Annotated in this window: 14 protein-coding genes and 1 pseudogene; 8 read left to right on the top strand and 7 right to left on the bottom strand. The window is 65.5% G+C overall.

Features of this window, described 5'->3' with window-relative positions:
• Positions 1–248: 248 nt before the first annotated feature.
• Together ACVW1C_RS20985 and ACVW1C_RS20980 are read right to left on the bottom strand one after the other, a co-directional pair.
• Positions 249–908 (bottom strand): DedA family protein, encoded by a 660-nt coding sequence (locus ACVW1C_RS20985; protein WP_456760034.1) that lies wholly within the window; start codon positions 906–908, stop codon positions 249–251.
• Between the two features lie 10 nt (positions 909–918).
• Positions 919–1,497, bottom strand: coding sequence for a class I SAM-dependent methyltransferase (locus ACVW1C_RS20980; RefSeq protein WP_456760033.1), 579 nt, complete (start codon positions 1,495–1,497; stop codon positions 919–921).
• Between the two features lie 334 nt (positions 1,498–1,831).
• Between ACVW1C_RS20980 and ACVW1C_RS20975 the strand changes: the two genes are divergently transcribed.
• Positions 1,832–2,506 (top strand): response regulator transcription factor, encoded by a 675-nt coding sequence (locus tag ACVW1C_RS20975; protein ID WP_456760032.1) that lies wholly within the window; start codon positions 1,832–1,834, stop codon positions 2,504–2,506.
• Positions 2,507–2,511: 5 nt separating this feature from the next.
• Positions 2,512–3,879: a sensor histidine kinase gene (locus ACVW1C_RS20970; RefSeq protein ID WP_456763128.1), complete on the top strand. Its 1,368-nt coding sequence runs from the start codon at positions 2,512–2,514 to the stop codon at positions 3,877–3,879.
• An 86-nt stretch (positions 3,880–3,965) separates the two neighbouring features.
• Here the strand turns inward: ACVW1C_RS20970 and ACVW1C_RS20965 are convergent, their stop codons facing one another.
• Complete coding sequence (locus ACVW1C_RS20965) at positions 3,966–5,159, bottom strand: serine hydrolase domain-containing protein (protein ID WP_456760031.1); 1,194 nt, start codon at positions 5,157–5,159, stop codon at positions 3,966–3,968.
• A gap of 89 nt (positions 5,160–5,248) precedes the next feature.
• Positions 5,249–6,889 (bottom strand): flavin-containing monooxygenase, encoded by a 1,641-nt coding sequence (locus ACVW1C_RS20960; protein ID WP_456760030.1) that lies wholly within the window; start codon positions 6,887–6,889, stop codon positions 5,249–5,251.
• 299 nt (positions 6,890–7,188) lie between these two features.
• Here ACVW1C_RS20960 and ACVW1C_RS20955 point away from each other — a divergent pair, with 299 nt between their 5' ends.
• Positions 7,189–8,091, top strand: a complete 903-nt coding sequence (locus ACVW1C_RS20955) for a helix-turn-helix transcriptional regulator (RefSeq protein ID WP_456760029.1) — start codon at positions 7,189–7,191, stop codon at positions 8,089–8,091.
• A gap of 30 nt (positions 8,092–8,121) precedes the next feature.
• On the opposite strand, the gene ACVW1C_RS20950 is transcribed toward ACVW1C_RS20955, so the two are convergent.
• Together ACVW1C_RS20950 and ACVW1C_RS20945 are read right to left on the bottom strand one after the other, a co-directional pair.
• Positions 8,122–9,156: an aldo/keto reductase gene (locus tag ACVW1C_RS20950; protein ID WP_456760028.1), complete on the bottom strand. Its 1,035-nt coding sequence runs from the start codon at positions 9,154–9,156 to the stop codon at positions 8,122–8,124.
• A 22-nt stretch (positions 9,157–9,178) separates the two neighbouring features.
• Positions 9,179–10,360: an MFS transporter gene (locus ACVW1C_RS20945; protein WP_456760027.1), complete on the bottom strand. Its 1,182-nt coding sequence runs from the start codon at positions 10,358–10,360 to the stop codon at positions 9,179–9,181.
• A 100-nt stretch (positions 10,361–10,460) separates the two neighbouring features.
• On the opposite strand from ACVW1C_RS20945, the gene ACVW1C_RS20940 reads away from it, so the two are divergent.
• A complete protein-coding gene (locus ACVW1C_RS20940; RefSeq protein WP_456760026.1) occupies positions 10,461–11,417 on the top strand; it encodes a LysR family transcriptional regulator in 957 nt (318 codons plus the stop codon).
• Between the two features lie 7 nt (positions 11,418–11,424).
• A complete protein-coding gene (locus ACVW1C_RS20935) occupies positions 11,425–11,913 on the top strand; it encodes an SRPBCC family protein (protein WP_456760025.1) in 489 nt (162 codons plus the stop codon).
• Positions 11,914–11,931: 18 nt separating this feature from the next.
• On the opposite strand, the gene ACVW1C_RS20930 is transcribed toward ACVW1C_RS20935, so the two are convergent.
• Positions 11,932–12,681: a class I SAM-dependent methyltransferase gene (locus tag ACVW1C_RS20930; protein ID WP_456760024.1), complete on the bottom strand. Its 750-nt coding sequence runs from the start codon at positions 12,679–12,681 to the stop codon at positions 11,932–11,934.
• 342 nt (positions 12,682–13,023) lie between these two features.
• Here ACVW1C_RS20930 and ACVW1C_RS20925 point away from each other — a divergent pair.
• From ACVW1C_RS20925 to ACVW1C_RS20915, 3 genes and pseudogenes are all read left to right on the top strand, one after another.
• Positions 13,024–15,392: pseudogene (locus ACVW1C_RS20925) on the top strand (glucose/quinate/shikimate family membrane-bound PQQ-dependent dehydrogenase).
• 149 nt (positions 15,393–15,541) lie between these two features.
• Complete coding sequence (locus ACVW1C_RS20920; protein ID WP_456760023.1) at positions 15,542–16,861, top strand: Hsp70 family protein; 1,320 nt, start codon at positions 15,542–15,544, stop codon at positions 16,859–16,861.
• 138 nt (positions 16,862–16,999) lie between these two features.
• Complete coding sequence (locus ACVW1C_RS20915; protein ID WP_456760022.1) at positions 17,000–18,583, top strand: ABC-F family ATP-binding cassette domain-containing protein; 1,584 nt, start codon at positions 17,000–17,002, stop codon at positions 18,581–18,583.
• The last annotated feature ends 649 nt before the right edge of the window (positions 18,584–19,232 follow it).

Raw genomic sequence — 19,232 nt, 5'->3', positions numbered from 1 at the left:
AAACGCCGCCGCCATGGCCTCGGCCAATCCCGCGAGAACCTTCGTGACATCGCGGCTGGCGCATCGCCTGAAGATCGAGCGGTGCCAATAGATGCCTGCGATAAGCACCAGCAGCGCGAACTCGGCCGCGCGATATCGCCCGCCGGAAGCAGCGTGACCGAACTGATAGCTCGCGGCCAGGACCAGCAGGGTCGCGGCTGCACGCTCGAGCGTATCCGAGCCGGGCCGCAGGCGGGACAGCAGGGCTCTCATACGCCTTCCTCCACCGGCAAGCGTGAGGGTAGTAAGCGTGGCTCCCCGAGAGGGCGCGGCGCGAGCGAGCGCTTATAGAAGCGAAACCCCAGGAACAGCGCGACCTCCACGGCGATCAGGATGACCACCACCCAGAAGCCGAGGCTGACCGGATCGTGGCTGCTTCCGCGCAGGGCATAGCCGAGAGTGAGGAACGGCATGTTCCAGATCACGGTGCCAATCGCCGTCGCCATCACGAAGGCGCGCGGCTCCAGGTGCAACACCCCGGCCGGGAGAGCGAGGTAAATCCGCACGGTGGGCAGCGTCTGACCGATCAACGTCACCCAGAAATGATTGCCGCGATAGGCGTCGGTGAGCTGTCGGTAGAGCGAAGGCCGCAGCAACACGAACTTGCCATAGCGCGCCACCAGCCCTTCGATGCGCCGCGAGCCGAGCGCGCGCCCGAGCCCGTACCAGCCGACGGCACCGACGACGGACCCGACGCTGGTCGCGAGGATGGTCATCGCGAGCATCGTGCCGTCGGGGACCGCCAAGCCGAGCAGCATCAGCAGGACGTAGGACGGCAGCAGCGGAACGAACTTCTCGGCGACGGCGAGGCAGCCGATGCCCACCAGGCCGAAGTGCAGAAACATCGCGATCGTGCTCGACGTGTCCATGGCGTCTCGGTCAAGCGTGGGAGTGGCGGCGGCTGATCCGGTACACGGAAGCCGGAGGCAGGTTGAGGAACGTCTGCCCGATGCAGTTCGCCTGCAGATCGAGGCGATCCAAGATCGCGTCTGCGACAGGACAACGCGGACCATAGGTGATCTGGTAGAACGCCCCGCCGGCGCGGAGATAGCCGAAGGCGCCGTGGAGGATGGTTATGACTTTCTCCGGCGGCATCATGAGGAGCCCGAGGCCGCTCACGACCGCACCGACCGGCGCCCCATCGAACAGCCTTTCCCTCCGCAGCCAGGCCGCGTCCATCCACAGCACCCGCGCGCCCGGGAAGCGCCGCTGCAGCAGCGGGATGAACTCGGAGCCGTATTCCACCAGCGTCAGATCCTGCTGCCTGACGCCGCGCTTCAGCAACGCGCGGGTAAAGACGCCCGTTCCGGGGCCAAGCTCGAGCACGGGGCCGGTGTCCGCGGTGATCTCCTGCGCCATGAGCGACGAGACAGCAGGCCCGGACGGCGCGACCGCGGCGACACGCAACGGATTGCGCACCCAGGCGCGGACGAACGGCAGGATGTCAGCGGCCGACATGCTGGAGCTCCCGCACGATGAGCGCGCAATCGGTCTGGCGCCACGGATTCATTAACAAGGCCATTCGCATGTCTTTCGCATTGCGGGTGCCCACCATCATGTGTGGCACGCTCCCGCCGGTTGAGCAGTGTCGTTCGGTGTCGAGACGATTCGACCGTCCCGATGCACGTCTCTGTCTCATGCGAAGGTTGCGCTAGCCTGTCGCGAATGCGCGCGCGTGCGAAAATTTGGCTTGCGACGCATTCGCGCGGAGAAAACCGCAAGGTTGCCGCAATGAATCGGGCATAAAGCCGGCGGATCGAATGACGAACCGATGCAGGGATAAGGACGACGAATGCGCGTGCTGTTGGTGGAGGACCAGCCGGACATGGTCGCGGCGCTGCGTGCGGCACTCGCGCGCCACGACATGCTGGTCGATCACGCGCCGGATCTTTTGGAAGCCGAGGCGATTGCCGCAGCGGGAAGTTACGACGCGATCGTGCTGGATCGCCAGTTGCCTGATGGCGACGGGCTGTCGCTGATTCCGAAACTGCGTGCGAGCGGCAACACCGTGCCGGTGCTGGTGCTGACCGCCCGCGGCGAGCTCGCGGACCGGGTCTCGGGTCTCGATAGCGGCGCCGACGATTATCTCGGCAAGCCGTTTGCATTCGAGGAGTTGCTGGCGCGGTTGCGCGCGCTGTTGCGCCGCCCCGCGAGCGTGCAGGAGCATGTCGCGCGGATCGGCCGCCTGTCGTTCGACTTCACCCATCGCGAGGCCAGCGTCGATGGACATCCCCTGGAGATGCCGCGTCGCGAGCGGCTGGTGCTCGAGACGCTGCTGCATCGGATGGGACGCATGGTGCAGCGCTCCGCGCTGATGGAGGCGGTCTACGGCCTCGACGACGAGGTGCAGCCCAATGCGCTCGACACCCATGTGTCGCGTTTGCGCCGCAGGCTCACCGAGGCCGACGCCGGCGTCACCATCAACGGCGTTCGTGGCCTCGGCTATGTGCTGCGGGAAACACCGTGAGCGTACTGCGACCGCGATCCCTGACCTGGCGCCTGATCGGGCGCCTCGCGGGCCTGCAGGCCGTCACGCTGACTCTCCTGATCCTGCTGATCGGAGCCGCCGCGATCGGGCTGCTGCGAGCGGGACTGCTGATCGGCGAGTACGAAGGCAGTACGCTCGATACGCTGCGCGACGCCATCGCCCGCGATGAAGCGGGCGGACTGACGCTGCGCCAGACGCCGGAACTGGCCGCCTTGCGCGCCGAGCACGCCGATCTCTGGTTCGTCATCCGCGACGCCGAGGGACACCGGTTGGCCGAAGGCGCGGTGCCCGCACAATTCGCGCCGATCGCCTCAGCGCTCGATCATGTGAGCGAGGCGCGGCTCAAATGGAATGCGGCGGAAGCCACGCGGCCCGCAGGTCTCGTCAAATGGGTCGATACCTCGGCAGGGCAGATCCAGATCCTGACCGGCACTTACGGCCAGCTCTCGATGTGGCGCGCGCTGGAGAGCACACCGCTGCTGTTCCTCAACATGATCCTGCCGATCGTCGTGCTGATGACGCTGGCGACGCTGGTCGCGACCCCGTTCGTGGTACGCCGGGCCATGAAGGGCCTCGCACAGGTCGCGGCGCAGGCCGAGCGTATCGACATCGACCAGCGCGGCGCGCAGTTGCCGCTCGACGAGGTGCCGATCGAGATCACCCCGCTGGTCAAGGCCATCAATGCCGCACTCGACCGCCTCGACAAGGGTTACGAACGCCACCGCCGCTTCCTTGCCGATGCCGCGCACGAGTTGCGCACGCCGATCGCGATTCTCTCGACACGGGTCGCTTCGCTCGAGGCCGGACCGGAGAAGACCCATCTGCTCGAGGACGCGACACGCCTCAGCGTCATGGCGGGCCAACTGCTGGACCTGCAACGGCTCGATCAGCGCGCCGACACGTTCGGGCCCGTCAATCTCGTCGGCATCGCGCGGCAGGTCGTGCTCGACCTCGCGCCGCTCGCCTTCGCGGCGGGATATGAAATGTCGTTTGAGCACGACGTCGAGACGGTCATGGTGAGCGGCGACCAGACCTCACTCGAACGTGCCCTCACCAATCTCGTGCAGAACGCGATCGACCACGGACAACGGCGCGGCACGATCCTCGTTCGGGTGACGACAGCCGGTTGCCTCGAGGTCTGCGACGACGGCGACGGCATTCCGCCCGACGAGCGCGAGCAGATCCTGGAGCCGTTCCGCCGGCTGCATCCCGGCGGACGCGGCGCCGGCCTCGGCCTCGATCTGGTGCAGAGCATCATGCGTCTGCACGGCGGCCGGATCGAGGTCGATCAGGCGCCGTCCGGCGGCGCCCGCATGCGCATGGTGTTCCCGACGGCTCAGCCGGCGTGCTGATCGAGCGGAGGTGGTCGCGGCACGCCGCGACCAGCGCCGTTCCGATGAAATCGGAACGAACTCGCCGTCCGCCTCGCTTGAACGTTCTAACCCGCCTTGCGCAGCTTCAGGGCCTCGTAGAATGCTGTCTCGAGATTGATGTAGCCGATGAAGGATGTCGGATCGCCAAACGGCAGGATCTGCGTCGCCCAGAATCCGCCGAAACCGTTCTGGCGATCGATCCAGTAGAACAGGTTGGCGAGGCCGGCCCAGCCGAGCGCGCCGGCGGGACGGCCGGTCGGAGCCTGCTCGTCATTGATCATGAAGCTGAGCGCCCATGATTTCGACTGGCCGGGGAAGAACTCGGCGTCGTTGGCGAGCGAGGTAATCACGCCGGTGATGGCGGTGACCTTGTTGTTGCCGAGATGGTTCTTCTCCGCCATCCGCACGGTTTCGGCCTTCAGGACCCGGCCATGCTCGCCGGCGCCGTCGTTCAGCCACATCCGGATGAAGCGCATATAGTCGCCGATGGTGCCGTAGAGTCCGTGACCGCCCATATGGATCTCCGGATCGGCCGGCAGCTCGAAATCCATCGGCGTGAGCGAGCCGTCGGCGCTACGGGCGTGAATGCTGGCGAGCCGGCGGCGCATCGCGTCAGTGAGCTCAAATGCCGTATCCTGGATTCCGAGCGGCTCGAAGATCCGTGTCTTGAAGACCTCGCCGAGCCGCCGGCCCGTGATCGCCTCGACGATCTGGCCGCACCAATCCAGGTTGGTGCCGTATTCCCATCGCTCGCCGGGATCGAACAGCAGCGGCGTCATCAACGAAGCCTTGGACGCCGTGATCACGCTGGGCTGCCCCTTTTCCTGCGCGAGGCGATTGTAGGTGTGATTGATGAAGTCGTAGCCCAGGCCCGCGCTGTGAACCATCAGCATACGCGTGGTGATGTCGCGCTTCGGTGCACGCAGCCGCGGTTCGCCTTTGTCGTCGAAACCCTCGATGACCTGGAGCTTGCCGAGGTCGGGTGCGTAGGTCTTGGCCGGCGCATCGAGATCGAGCTTGCCTTCCTCGACGAGTTGCAGGACGGCCGTCCCGGTGATCGCCTTGGTGGTCGAGAAGATGGCGAACACGCTGTCGGTCGTCATGTCCGCGGCCTGATCGAGGCGGCGCTTGCCGGCGGCACCTTCGTAGATGTTGCGATGGCGGTCGGTCACCATGGCAACGACGCCGGGAACGCGCGGGTTCGAGGTCACCACGCCGTCGAGAATCGCATCTGCCGTCGCACCGAAATTCGTGCTCATTGTCTTTCTCCCATAATGATTGTGATATCGTCGATCGCAGGCAGCGCCGCCGGTTCACGAAGACTGCGGCGCCAAGTCGCGATCAGGCGCTATTGCACGGCGAAGCCCTGATAGCCGCTCGCGGCGACCTCGTCGCATTTCTGGCGATAGGTGCCGACGCCGCCGCAATAGGACAGCACCCGGCGCGGCTTGCCCTCGACATTCGAGCCGAGGTACCAGGAGTTGGTCTTGGCGATCAGCGTTGCGTTGGCGGTCTCGTCGTGGTGCGCCACCCATTGATCCTCGGCGCCTCTGGTCGGCTCGATGACGCTGAGGTTCCTGCCGCGCAGATACTTGATGCAGTCGGCGATCCACTCGACCTGCTGCTGCAGGCAGGTCGTCATGTTGCAAAGCGCCGCCGAGGGCGCGAGCGGCACCGCTGTCGTGAACAGGTTCGGATAGCCGTGAACCTGCAAGCCCATCGTGGTGCGGATGTCCCTGCCCCAATCATCCTTCAGCGATCGTCCGTCGCGACCGCGAATGTCGATGCGCGTCAACGCCCCCGTTCCGGCGTCGAAGCCGGTGGCCAGTATGATGACGTCGAACGCGTGCACGGAGCCGTCTGCGGTCTGGATGCCCTCCGGCGTGATGCGGGCGATCGGATTGTTCTTGACGCTGACGATCTCGACATTGGGCCGGTGGAAGGCCTCGAGGAAATTGCTCTCCAGCGGCACCCGGTGCGTGCCGAAACCGTAGTCGGACGGAATCAGCTGCTCGCACAGCTTGGGGTCCTTGATCCGCTCGCGCATCTTTTCGCGCACGAACTCCGTGATCTCGGCGTTGATGGCTTCGTCGAAGAACAATTCGGCGAAGGACGAAACCCACAGTTTGAGCGATCCGTCATTCCAGCAGTCCTCGATCACCTGGCGGCGCTGCTGCGGCGTCAGGTCGGCCCAGACGTGCTCGAAGTCGAACTCGAATCCAGTGAACGTCTTCGGCAGCCGTTCGGTAAGGAACTTGAATTTCGACTTGTAGGCCTCGGCATCCGCCGCGTCCCATTTCGGGTTCTTCATCGGAATGATGTATTGCGGGGTGCGGATGAAGACCTTGAGATGGCCGACCTCGCCGGCAATCGACTGGATCACCTGGATTCCGGTCGCGCCGTTGCCGACCACGCCGACACGTTTGCCGGCGAGTTCGATCGGTCCCTTGGGCCAGCGCGCGGTATGGAACAGCTCGCCCTTGAAGGTCTCCTGTCCGGGGAAGGACACATGCGGCGCCGAGAGCATGCCGCAGCAGGTGACCAGGAATTGCGCGTCGATCACATCGCCCTGGTCCGTCGTCACCAGCCAGCGTTGCGTCGCCTCGTTGAAGTGCGCGCTCTTCACCGTGGTGCCGAACTGGATGTCTTTTCGGAGGTCGAGACGGTCGGCGACGTAGTTCAGCCAGCGCTCGATTTCCGGCTGGCCCGGGAACCGCTCGCTCCAGCTCCAGCCTTTGTAGAGTTCTTCGGAAAACAGGTACTGATAGGTGTGGCCTTCGGAATCGAAGCGGGCGCCGGGATAGCGGTTCCAGTACCAGGTGCCGCCGACGCCTGAACCGGCATCGATTGCCTTCACACTCAGTCCCTGCTCACGCAGGCGGAACAATTGATAGAGACCGGCGACGCCGGCGCCGACGACCACGGCGTCGAGCCTGGTCGTTGCACGCGCACCATTGCTTCCATTCGACCTTGTGACGGTCTCGGCCATCGTTTCCTCCTGTTGTCTTGCTTCGCACGCGCTCATACCCGCCGTGTCGCCGGGTGATGGTGCGTTGCGTCAATTGGGTCTCGGCCACTGGCGTTGTCGCCGAGACGCAGAGCAGGCTACGGATTGTGCGACCGAGCGGCTTGGATGAAACCGACAATCTCTGGAACGCGGCCGTTCAATCGAGCCATCGGCCGTTGGTCGGCTTGGCAAACCGCGAAAGCGGCCTATCCTGCGCTCCAGACGTCCAGCCAAGAAGAAGCGCTCAACCGCGCCACGGATCCACGGAGGAGGCTCGCGCGATGGGCCAATTGATCACGGTCGAGGAGCTGCCGCGCTACGCGCCCGGAGAGATGAAGCTGGACAGCGCCTCAGTCGGGAGGAGCGACTTCCGGCTGCGGATTTTCCGCTACAAACCATCGGATATCTGGGTTCCCCCGTCGGAAAACTTCCTGCTCGTGCTCTATCGCGACGGCGTGACGTCGATGAACCGTCGCGTCACCGGCGCGTGGAAGCAGGATCACGTCGGTCGCGGCGTCACGTCGTTGCTGACCCGCGCCGAGCCATCGAGCTGGCACTGGAAGAACGACATCGAGGTCACCCATTTCTATATCGCTCCAGCGCTCATGATGAAGACCGCGAGCGATGCCTTCGACCGCGACGCCGAGGCGATCGAGCTTCACGACCTGCTCAAGGCCGAAGACCCGATGCTGACCTGGATCAACGACCAGATGGTCCAGGAGGTTGCCGCAGGCGGTCCGGGCGGACGCCTCTGCTATGACGCGCTGGCGCTGCAGGCCAGCGTGCACATCCTGCGGAAATATGCGGCGATCGAATTCAAGATGCCGTGCGCGCAAGGACGCTTTCGCCCGGCACATGCGCGCTTGATCGAGGACTATATCGAGCAGAACATTTTCCGGAACATCACGCTGGAAGAGCTCGCGAACATCTGCAATTGCACGCCGATCCAGTTCGCCCGCAAATTCCGCGTGCATTACGGCACGCGGCCGCATGCCTATGTCCTGCGGCGCAAGGTGGAGCACGCGTGCCAGCATCTGCGCAAGGACCGCGTTGCGCTGAAGGAGATCGCGCTGCTGAGCGGCTTTGCCGATCAAAGCCACCTCAATCGCGTGTTCCGGCAGCACATGAACGTCACGCCGGCGGAATATCGCCGGCAGGTCTGCAAACATTCCGCGCAAGCGTGAGACCATGATGCCGGCGGGCCGGCGGCCGGCTCACACCGGTGGCGGGTTGAGCCGCGCAAAGCCGTCCTGGATTCGATAAGGGTAGTACGGATAAGCCGGCATCACCGCGCTCGCTCTGTCGAGACGCGCGATCTGGTCTGCCGAAAGCGACCATCCGACCGCGCCGAGATTGTCGCGAAGCTGCGCTTCATCGCGCGCGCCGATGATCACCGACGACACGCTGGGCCGCGCCAGCAGCCAAGCAATCGCGACCTGCGGCACGCTGCGGCCAGTCTCTGTGGCGACGACGTCCAGCGCGTCGACGATCGCGTAAAGCTTCTCGTCGTCGACCGGCGGCCCGAACTGCGCGGTCTCATGCAGGCGGCTGTTTTTCGGCAATGGTTGCCCGCGCCTGATCTTGCCGGTGAGCCGGCCCCAGCCGAGCGGACTCCAGACCAGCGCACCGACGCCCTGGTCGAGCGCGAGCGGCATCAGCTCGGATTCATAGTCGCGGCCGACCAGCGAATAATAGACCTGGTGCGCGACGTAGCGCGGCCAGCCGTGCCGCTCGGCGATGCCGAGCGATTTCATCAGGTGCCAGCCGGAGAAATTCGAGGCGCCGACATAGCGCAGCTTGCCGACGCGCACCAGCGCATCGAGCGTCGACAGCACCTCGTCGATCGGCGTGAAGGCGTCGAAGGCATGAAGCTGCAAGAGGTCGATGTAGTCGGTGCCGAGCCGGCGCAGCGCGGCGTCGACCGCGGCGACGAGGCGGTATCGCGACGAGCCGGCATCGAGCGGGCCGTCTCCCATCGGCAGGCCGGTCTTGGTCGAGATCAAGACCTTGTCGCGGCGGCCCTTGATCGCGGCGCCGAGGATCTCCTCCGATGCGCCGTTCGAATAGACGTCGGCGGTGTCGAACAAGTTGACGCCGGCATCGAGGCAGATGTCGATCAGCCGCCGCGCTTCGTCGACACCGCTGCGGCCCCAGGCCGAGAACAAGGGTCCCTGGCCGCCGAAGGTGCCGGTGCCGAAGCTGAGCACGGGGACCTTGAGGCCGGACGCGCCGAGATTGCGATATTCCATCGTCATACTCCTTTGATCCGGTTCATTCCGCAGGGCACTGCGTGGCGAGGACCGCCGGCCGGTCGAGGCGCAGGCTCCAGAGCGCAAGCAGCAGCCCGACCGCGGTGATGACGGCGGCAACCAGCGGCAGCGCGCCGAGACCAAGACCGCGATCGATGGTGACGCCGCCCGCCCAAGCGCCGAGCGCGTTGCCGAGATTGAAGGCCGCGATGTTCAGGCTGGACGCCAGCGTCCGACCTTCCACGCCTGCGGCCTCCAGCACGCGGAGCTGCAGCGGCGCGACGGTCGCGAACGCGGCGATGCCGAGCACGAACAACAGGGCGACCGCCAACGCCTTGATCGAGATCACCGCCGCCAGCGCGACCAGCACGGCGGCGAGGCCGCCGAGCGATACCAGCAGCGCACGCGCAACTCCCTCGTCGGCGAGCCGGCCGCCCGCGACATTGCCGATCGCGAGGCCGGCACCGAACACCAGCAGGATCGGCGACACCGCTGCCTCGGAAAATCCGGTGAGCCGCGTCAGGATCGGCTGCACATAGGTGAAGACCGCGAACAGCCCGCCGAAGCCGAACACCGTCATCGCAAGCCCGAGCAGGACCTGCGGGCGGCCGAGCACGGCAAGCTCCTCGCGCAGCGGCGCCGGCTTGTCGTTGGCTCCGACATGGCCGGGCACCAGCATCGCCAGCACGACGAAGGCGATCACGCCGATCGCCGCCACCGCCCAGAATGCCGCGCGCCAGCCCAGCATCAGGCCGAACCACGCGCCGAAGGGAACGCCGAGCAGGGTCGCGACCGTCAGCCCGATGAACATCGTGGCGATCGCCGACGCGCGCTTGTCCTCCGGCACGAGGCTGGTCGCGACCACCGAGCCGACGCCGAAGAAGGTGCCGTGCGCCAGCGACGTCAGAATGCGCGCCGCCATCAGCAGTTCGTAGTTCGGCGCCAGCGCGCAGGCCGCGTTGCCGAGCGTGAAGATCGCCATCAGCGCCAGCAGCACCGCCTTGCGCGGCATCCGCCGCGTGGCCAGCGTCAGGATCGGCGCGCCGACGAACACGCCGAGCGCGTAGCCGGAAATGAGCAGCCCCGCGGCGGAGACCGACACATGCATGTCGGCGGCGACCTGCAGCAGCAGTCCCATGATGAGGAATTCGGTGGTGCCGATGCCGAAGGCACCGGCGGTCAAGGCAAGGACTGCAGCAGGCATGTGTCGCTCCGGAGGGAAGGATTCCGCAATGCGACATAGCGGTCCGGACGAGGAAGGATTAGAATGGCCGCAATCCAATCATTTGTGACGTGAATTCAAGATGTCCCGAACAGACACCAACCGCTCCGGGGAGATGGACGTGTTCGTCCGCGTCGTCGATCTCGGCGGCTTCACGGCGGCCGCGAACAGCCTGCGGCTGACGCCGTCGGGCGTCAGCAAGCTGGTCTCCCGGCTCGAGACGCGGCTCGGCACGCGGCTGGTCAACCGCACCACCCGCAAGCTGCAGCTCACCGAGGAGGGCCAGGCCTTCTATCAGCGCGCCCAGCGCATCCTCGCCGACATCGACGAGGCCGAACGCGAGGCCGCCTCCTGCGTGCCGCGCGGCCATCTCACCGTGAACAGCAACATCCCGTTCGGCATGCTGCATGTGATGCCGCTGCTGCCACGCTTCATGCGCGAGCATCCCGACATCACGCTCGACATCGTGCTGACCGACACGCTGGTCGATCTGATGCAGGAACGCGCCGACGTCGCGATCCGGGTCGGCCCGCTCGGCGCCTCGCGGCTGATCGCACGCAAGCTCGGCACCAGCCGCATGGTGATGGTCGCCGCGCCGTCCTATCTCGCGCGCTTCGGCACGCCGAAAACCCCGGCGGACCTCGCGGCGCATCGCGGCATCGGCTGGACCTTTCCGCGCAGCATCCGCGGCTGGCCGTTCCGCCGCGCTGAAAAAATCGAGGAGGCGCTGCCGCCGCCGGTCGCCCGCGTCAGCGACGGCGAAGCCGCGCGCCAACTTACGCTCGGCGGCATCGGGCTCGGACGGCTGGCGCTGTTCCACATCGGTCCCGACATCGATGCCGGACGTCTCGTGCCGGTGTTGCAAAACCTGAATCCCGGCGATCGCGAGGACATCCACGCGGTCTATGTCGGCCACGCCGGCCCGCTGCCGGCGCGGGTACGTGCCTTCATCGACTTTCTCGCGCAACACATCCGCATCGGCGATCCGGCGCTGCGACGTGGCGCGGACGGAAAATGGAAAGTCGTGAGCGACAAGTGAGCATGCAATGACGGATGAACCGCTGGCCTTGCAGACTGTCACCGGATCGATCCGAATTGCCGCGCAGGCTGAACAGGTGTGGGACGCGATCACGGATCCCAGGGCCGGCGAGCTATGGCGCAACGCGCATTTCAACACCGATTGGCAGATCGGCGCACCGATCGAGATCGAGGCCGAGATCGGCGCGAAGCGCTATCGCGACAAGGGCTACGTGCTCCATGTCGAGCCGCTGTCCCGGCTCGCTTACTCCTATTGGTCGCAGGTCTCCGGCCTGCCGGATATTCCGCAATCCTATGCAACAATCACGATGACGCTCGCGGCTGACGGCGGTGAGACGTTGCTGACCGTCACCCAGCAGGTGCCGCCGTCGCCGATTCGGCGCGGGGACGGTTGGGAAATCGGCGCCGACTCCGGTGCGAAGCACGTCGCGTTCTACTGGCGCATGACGCTGCCGCGCCTGAAGCAGGCCGTCGAGCAAGGACGCGCCGCGCAATAGCGAGGTCTCGAAAACGCTCTACGTCCGCTTCAGCAAAAAGAGCTGCGTGACATAGGGAAACACCACCTCGTCGGCATCACCGAGGCCGGCCTCACGCAGGATGGCATCGGTCTTGTCGCGAAGGACCGCCTTTTCGGCGTCGGGAAGATTGGCGACATAGCTCGTCGACACGACGCGTTCATAGACACCCTGTCGCGCCATCCGATGCGGATGCTCCTGCACGATTTCCTTCTCGAGCGCGAAGCGAGGGTCTTTCAATATCCAGCGCCAGCGTCCTGTCCGCTGCCGAGGCGTATCTCCGGCGTAGCCTTCGATCATGACGGACAAGGCGTCGACCCACGGTGCGCGGTCATCCCTGTTGTTCCAGACCAGCGCCAGCATACCGCCGGGATGCAAGAGGCGCGCGATCTCGGCGACCGACGCCTCGTTGTCGAACCAGTGGAACGCCTGCGCGCAGGTCACGAGATCGACGCTGCCGGTTTCGAGGCCGATCGCATCGGCGTGGGTGTTGATGACCTCGATCCCGGCTTCGTTCGCGAGTTTCGCGGACATTTCGGCGACGGGCTCGATCGCGACCAGACGCGCCGCCTCGGACAAATGCGGAAGCAGCAGGCGAGTGAACTTGCCGGTTCCGGCGCCGAGATCGACAACACAGCGCGCGGCCTGCAGCGGCAGCGCGGCGACGATCTCCGCCGGATAGCTGGGGCGGCCCGCCTCATAGGCGGCGACCGCGACGCGATAATTCCTGGCCGTAGGGTTCAGTGTCATGTTCGCTTCTCCTGCGAGCCGACGTTCTGCCGTGAAATCTACCCGACGTTATAGAGCAGCGCCTGCACAGGACTGGAAGAGGGCGTCGATTCAAAATTCGCTTGGGATCGTCACCTTTGCGTCAGCGCACCGGTCCGGTGCTGCTTGTTCAACAAGACACGCGCATTTTGAACGATTTTTCTTCGGCTGGTCTTGCACGGCAACCTTGCGCGCTTGTGTTGCATCGAGGCCGCAGTTCCAGGTTGCAAGTTACGATGGACTGAATGACAGTTATTGATAGCGGACGCGGTCTGTTGCGCTTGCGCGGGACAAGTCCAGTCCCGCTTCCGCACCGGAGCGACCATGCAGCGATCCAGGGCAGTCTTCATCACCGGTATTGTCTACGCCTTGATCGGCCTGGTCCTCACCGGCGGCGGCATCTGGCTCGCCGCGTTGGGCGGGTCCATCTCCTACATTGTCATCGGCGTCGGCATTCTTGCTACGGCTGCGCTCTTGCTGGCGCAGCGACATCACGCGCTCTGGCTGTTTGCGATCGTGCTGGTCGGCACGCTGGCATGGGCCGTCTACGAGGTGCGATTCGACTGGTGGTCGCTCGCGGCGCGCGGCGACATCATCTTCCCGATGGCGCTCTGGCTGCTGACACCGGTGATGGTTCGCGGGCTGCTGCGAAACGAGCCGATGTCCTACGCGCGCGCGACCGCGCCGCTCTGGGTCGGCGTCGTGGCGGCTGCGGCGGTCCTCGTGGCCGGGCTGCTGTCGAGCTATCACGACATCAACGGCACGATTGCCGAAGCCGGGCCCGCCGTGCAGCAAAGCGAGGCCGACCCGCAACCGGACGGCGATTGGCGCGCTTATGGCCGCACGCAATTCGGACAGCGCTATTCACCGCTGAAGCAGATCACGCCCGACAATGTCGGCAACCTCAAAGTCGCCTGGACCTTCCGCACCGGCGACGTGAAGACCCCGGAGGATTCCGGCGAGACCACCTTCGAGGTCACCCCGATCAAGGTGCGCGACACGCTCTATCTCTGCTCGCAGCACCAGGTGCTGTTTGCGCTCGATGCCAAGACCGGCACCGAGCGCTGGCGATACGACCCCAAGCTTGTGCACAACAAGACGTTCCAGCACATGACCTGCCGCGGGGTCTCCTATCACGAGACCACGGCTGGTGCCGTCGACAGCAGCGGCGGTCCGGCGCCGGCCGAATGCCCACGCCGGATCTTCCTGCCGGTCAACGACGGCCGCATGATCGCGCTCGATGCCGACAGCGGCAAGCTCTGCGATGGCTTTGCCGATCACGGCATCCTCGACCTGCAGCAGGGGATGGGGATCAAGACCGCCGGGTTCTTCGAGCCGACCTCACCGCCGGTCGTCAGCGACAGGATCCTGGTCGTCGCCGCCGCGGTGATCGACAATTACGGCGTCGAAGTACCGTCGGGCGTGATCCGCGGCTTCGATGTCTACACCGGCAAGCTGGTCTGGGCCTGGGACTCCGCCGCGGCCGACGAGAACGCGCTACCGTCGCCGACGCGCCATTACACCAACGGCTCGCCGAATTCCTGGATCACGGCCTCGTTCGACCCGAAGCTGAATCTCGTCTACATCCCGACCGGCAACAACGGGCCCGACATCTGGGGCGGCAATCGCGATGCGCTGGTCGAGCGCTATTCCAGCTCGATCGTCGCGCTGGATATCAACACCGGCAAGCGCGCCTGGTCGTACCAGACCGTGCATCACGATCTTTGGGACATGGACGTTCCCTCGCAGCCGAGCCTGGTCGCTGTGACGACAGCGAAAGGCGTCGTCCCCGCAATCATCCAGCCGACCAAGGTCGGCAACATCTTCGTGCTCGACCGCAGGACCGGCGAATTGATCGTGCCGGCGCCGGAACGTCCGGTGCCGCAGGGCCCGGCGACCGCTCCGCACCGACCCAGCCGTTTTCCGAGCTGACATTCCGACCGGAGGCAAAGCTGACCGGCGCCGACATGTGGGGCGGCACGATCTTCGACCAGCTGCTGTGCCGGATCATGTTCCACCGCTTGCGCTACGAGGGTACGTTCACGCCGCCCTCGTTGCAGGACACGCTGGTCTTTCCGGGCAATCTCGGCATGTTCGAATGGGGCGGCATCGCGGTCGATCCTGTCAGGCAGATCGCGATCGCCAATCCGATGTCGCTGCCGTTCGTCTCAAGACTTATTCCACGTGGCCCGCAAAATCCGCCGGCGCCGACCGCCGAGAAGCCGGTCGGCAGCGAGGTCGGGGTGCAGCCGATGTACGGCACGCCGTTCGGGGTGGATATCTCGAGCTTCCTCTCGCCGCTCTCCGTGCCGTGCTACCGGCCGCCATGGGGCTCGATGGCCGCGATCGATCTCAGGACGATGCAGATCGTCTGGCAGCATCCGAACGGCACGATCAGGGACACTACGCCGCTGCCGCTTCCGTTCAAGATGGGCGTGCCGATGCTGGGCGGGCCGATCACCACCGCCGGCGGCGTCGCGTTCTATACCGGGACCTACGAGTATACGATCCGCGCCTATGACGTGCGCGACGGCAAGGTGCTCTGGGAAGATCGCCTGCCTGCCGGCGCCCAATCGACGCCGATGAGCTACGAGGCTGGCGGCAAGCAATACGTCGTCACCGCGGCCGGCGGCCACGGCTCGTTCGGCACCAAGCGCGGTGACTATGTCATCGCCTACGCATTGAAGGACTGAGCTCTTACGGAGTGCGACGCCGCCGAGATAACGCGGTGGTGATGAGACGTTGGGCCTGAGAAATGAGTTCCGTGATGCCCAGACGGGTTGGCAAGACCGGCCAAAGCCGCTAAAGGTCCGCCCCCTTTCACAGACAATCCGAGCATGACATGACGAGCGCCCCGCCCGCCGTCTCGATTGGCGTCGATTTTGGCACCAGCAACACCGTGGTCGCGCTGTCCGATGCCGACGGCCGCGTCGAGGCGATCCGCTTCGACCATGGCGGCCGCACGCATAGCGTCTATGTCTCCGCGCTGTGCTTCTGGGAGGACCGGCCGGGCGCCGGCCTGCATCCGCGCGCCGAGGGTGGCCCGTGGGCGATCGAGCAATTCCTCGAGGGACGCACGATCCATCGCTTCATCCAGTCGTTCAAAACCTTTGCGGCAAGCTCAGCGTTCAACACCACCCAGATCTTCCGGCAGCGCTACAAGTTCGAGGATTTGCTCGCGGCGTTCCTGCGCACGCTGACGCGCCATGCCGGCGAGGGCTTCGACTTGGGCGCACCGACCATCATGGTCGGCCGCCCGGTGAAGTTTGCCGGCGGCAATCCCAACGACGAGCTCGCCATGCAGCGCTACCGGGCCGCGTTCGAGCGGCTCGGCGCCGGCCACGCGCGCTATGTCTACGAGCCGGTCGGCGCCGCTTTCTCCTTCGCGCGCAGCCTCGATCACGATGCGACCGTGCTGGTCGCCGATTTCGGCGGCGGCACCAGCGACTTCTCCGTGATGCGCTTCTCGCGCAAGAGCGGCGTGCTGCGCGCCGAGCCGCTGGGACATTCCGGCATCGGCATCGCCGGCGACACCTTCGACTACCGCATCGTCGACCACATCGTCTCGCCGCGGCTCGGCAAGGGCACCAACTACCGCTCGTTCGACAAGGTGCTGCCGATCCCCAATCACTATTATTCGAGCCTCGCGCGCTGGCATCAGCTCGCGATGATGAGAGGCAATGGCGATTTGCGCGAGTTGCAGCAGCTCGCGCGCACCGCGATCGATCCGGCGCCGCTGCACGACTTCATCACCATCGTCGACCACGATCTCGGCTTCGCGCTGTACCGCGCCGTCTCCGACACCAAGGTCGCATTGTCGAGCCGCGACCGCGTCGAGTTCCGCTTTGCCCGCCAAGGCATCGATATCGGCGCAACCGTGACGCGCGACGATTTCGAATCCTGGATCGCCGACGACATCGAGCGGCTGGGCGCAACGGTGGACGAGGCGCTGGCGAAGTCGGGCATCACCGCGCGCGACGTGGAGAAGGTGTTCCTGACCGGCGGCACCTCGTTCGTGCCGGCGGTGCAGCGCCTGTTCGCCGAGCGTTTCGGCGAAGCGCGGCTGACCTCGGCAGATCAGTTCGAATCGATCGCCTATGGTCTCGCGCTGATCGGCCGCACCCCTGATCCCGACCGCTGGACCTTCGCCGAAGCGGCGTGACGAAGAGCGTCGTGCCTTGATCGGGGCTCAATAGACGATTACATCTGCTCAATCATCAATTCGAGAGGATGCCGACAGCCATGGATTTCATCCGGACAGCAACGCCCATCAGCCTTGCCCACGGGGATATCCATTGCCATGCCTGCATCGATCACGCTCTCCCATCTGACCCTGTCCGTGCCTGACGGCCGGGTTCTCCTCTCCGATATCGACCTCAGTTTCGGACCCGAACGGACCGGCCTTGTCGGCAGGAACGGCGTCGGGAAGACGACGCTGCTCGGCCTGATCGCGGGCGGGCGCGCGCCGCAATCCGGCACCATCGCGGTTCAGGGACGCGTCGCGATGCTGCATCAGACAGTTCAGGTGACGCCGGACGAAAGCGTGGTCGACCTGTTCGGCGCGCGCGGTGCGCTGGCCGCGTTGCGCCGGGCCGAACAGGGCCTTGCGAGCGCCGAAGAGCTTGCGGATATCGACTGGACGCTCGACACCCGCATCGCATCAGCGCTGACGCGCGTTGGACTGAACGACGTGCTGGACGCGCCGCTGGCGACGCTGTCCGGCGGACAGGCCACCAGGGCGCGCCTCGCCGCACTGACCTTCGCGCAGCCGGACTTTCTGCTGCTGGATGAGCCCACCAACAATCTCGACCGCGCGGGACGCCAGGCGGTCATCGACCTGCTCGCCGACTGGCGGCACGGCGCTATCATCGTCAGCCATGACCGCGAGTTGCTCGAGACCATGGATGCGATCGTTGAACTGACCTCGCTGGAAGCCCGACGCTATGGCGGCAATTGGAGCCAGTACCGCGCCCGCAAGGCCATCGAGCTGTCGGCAGCACGACACGATCTGGCCGATGCCGAGAAGCGCGTCGCCGAGATCGACCGCAAGGCGAGGGAAACGTCTGAACGGCAGGCGCGCCGGGACGGCGCCGGCTCGAGGAAGCGCGCCAAGGGCGATCTGCCGCGCATCGCCGCCGGGCTGCGCAAGGATCGCAGCGAGGACACCGGCGGCGAGAACGCCCGCCTCGCCGAGCGGCGGCGGACGCAAGCGCTCGAATTGGCCGCCGCGGCGCGCCAGCGCATCGAGGTGCTGCAACCGTTCTCGGTGCAGCTGCCGTCGACGCAGCTGCCGGCGGGCCGGATGGTGCTGCGGATCGAAGGTGCCGATGCCGGCTACAGCGCGGGCGCGCCGATCCTGCGCGATCTCACCTTCTCCATGTCGGGTCCGGAGCGCGTTGCGATCACGGGCCCGAACGGCGCCGGCAAGACGACGCTGCTCAAGCTCGTCAGCGGCGACCTGACCGCGGCGCGCGGCAGCGTCGAGGTGATGACCCGCTTTGCGATGTTCGATCAGGCGGTCAGCCTGCTCGATGCGTCAGCCTCGATCCTGGATAATTTCCGGCGCATCAATCCGGATGCCAATGAGAACGCCTGCCGCGCCGCGCTGGCGCGTTTCATGTTTCGCGCCGATGCCGCCCTGCAGACTGTCTCCAGCCTCAGCGGCGGCCAGTTGCTCCGCGCCGGCCTCGCATGTGTGCTGGGTGGCGTGAGCCCGCCGCCGCTCCTGATCCTCGACGAACCGACCAATCACCTCGACATCGAATCGATGGAAGCGGTCGAGGCCGGGTTGCGCGCCTATGACGGCGCACTGCTGGTGGTCAGCCATGATGAAACCTTCCTCGAGGCGATCGCAATCACCCGCAGGTTGGATCTCGCTTCGTGAAGATGATGCGGAGATTTGGAGGAATTGCCATCACGATCAGTGCTTCGAACGACGAAGGTCGGTCAGGAAGTGAACAGCCGAGCACGCGTCGCCTTGGGGCAGGTTATAGGCGCGGTGCTCGGCTGTCAGGCCGCGCGGCGGTGCGGCCATCCCGCCAGCCACGCTCACCCCCATGAGCGAGGCCGTCGGAACCAAATCTCGCCTGTTGCTAAATCCGCGCCGTCGAATGGAGTGCGTTTCTCCAGAGGGCAAATGCGACGAAGCCTGCCAGCAGCAAAGAGCCGCCACCGGCCGCGATCAAGACATGCGCGAACGTCATCTTGGAAATCCCAATTGAGAAGCATCATGCGGCGCGACATGCACCGCAACCTGGCAATCAAATGCACTTCAGAATTGATTTGCCCCGCCGGCCGCAGCCGGACAGCCCGAAAGGTGGCTGGCACTGCGCTCTGCCCACCCTTCGATTCCAGAGAGGCCGTCAAGCCACTCGGCTGTTTCCCCTCGTCGTGCGGTTCGTCACACCGCTCAAGTGTCACCAGGATAATCGATAAAACTTTATCGACAATCGAAACGGAAAATTAAGGTTACCGGCGCGCCGGCAAGGATCGATCGCCGCCGGCGGCCGCGGCTCCCAGCAAAATATCGAAAA

This window comes from Bradyrhizobium sp. USDA 4011 (assembly GCF_054063415.1).
The sequence above is the reverse complement of the archived record's forward strand: the minus strand, read 5'-3'. Positions and strand labels throughout refer to the sequence as shown.

Bases quoted from the DNA above. Each gene is read 5' to 3' on its own strand.
- ACVW1C_RS20975 (WP_456760032.1), top strand. From the start codon at position 1,832: ATGCGCGTGCTGTTGGTGGAGGACCAGCCGGACATGGTCGCGGCGCTG.
- ACVW1C_RS20945 (WP_456760027.1), bottom strand. From the start codon at position 10,360: ATGCCTGCTGCAGTCCTTGCCTTGACCGCCGGTGCCTTCGGCATCGGC.
- ACVW1C_RS20955 (WP_456760029.1), top strand. From the start codon at position 7,189: ATGGGCCAATTGATCACGGTCGAGGAGCTGCCGCGCTACGCGCCCGGA.
- ACVW1C_RS20965 (WP_456760031.1), bottom strand. From the start codon at position 5,159: ATGAGCACGAATTTCGGTGCGACGGCAGATGCGATTCTCGACGGCGTG.
- ACVW1C_RS20980 (WP_456760033.1), bottom strand. From the start codon at position 1,497: ATGTCGGCCGCTGACATCCTGCCGTTCGTCCGCGCCTGGGTGCGCAAT.
- ACVW1C_RS20935 (WP_456760025.1), top strand. From the start codon at position 11,425: ATGACGGATGAACCGCTGGCCTTGCAGACTGTCACCGGATCGATCCGA.
- ACVW1C_RS20930 (WP_456760024.1), bottom strand. From the start codon at position 12,681: ATGACACTGAACCCTACGGCCAGGAATTATCGCGTCGCGGTCGCCGCC.
- ACVW1C_RS20985 (WP_456760034.1), bottom strand. From the start codon at position 908: ATGGACACGTCGAGCACGATCGCGATGTTTCTGCACTTCGGCCTGGTG.
- ACVW1C_RS20950 (WP_456760028.1), bottom strand. From the start codon at position 9,156: ATGGAATATCGCAATCTCGGCGCGTCCGGCCTCAAGGTCCCCGTGCTC.
- ACVW1C_RS20940 (WP_456760026.1), top strand. From the start codon at position 10,461: ATGTCCCGAACAGACACCAACCGCTCCGGGGAGATGGACGTGTTCGTC.
- ACVW1C_RS20960 (WP_456760030.1), bottom strand. From the start codon at position 6,889: ATGGCCGAGACCGTCACAAGGTCGAATGGAAGCAATGGTGCGCGTGCA.
- ACVW1C_RS20915 (WP_456760022.1), top strand. From the start codon at position 17,000: ATGCCTGCATCGATCACGCTCTCCCATCTGACCCTGTCCGTGCCTGAC.
- ACVW1C_RS20920 (WP_456760023.1), top strand. From the start codon at position 15,542: ATGACGAGCGCCCCGCCCGCCGTCTCGATTGGCGTCGATTTTGGCACC.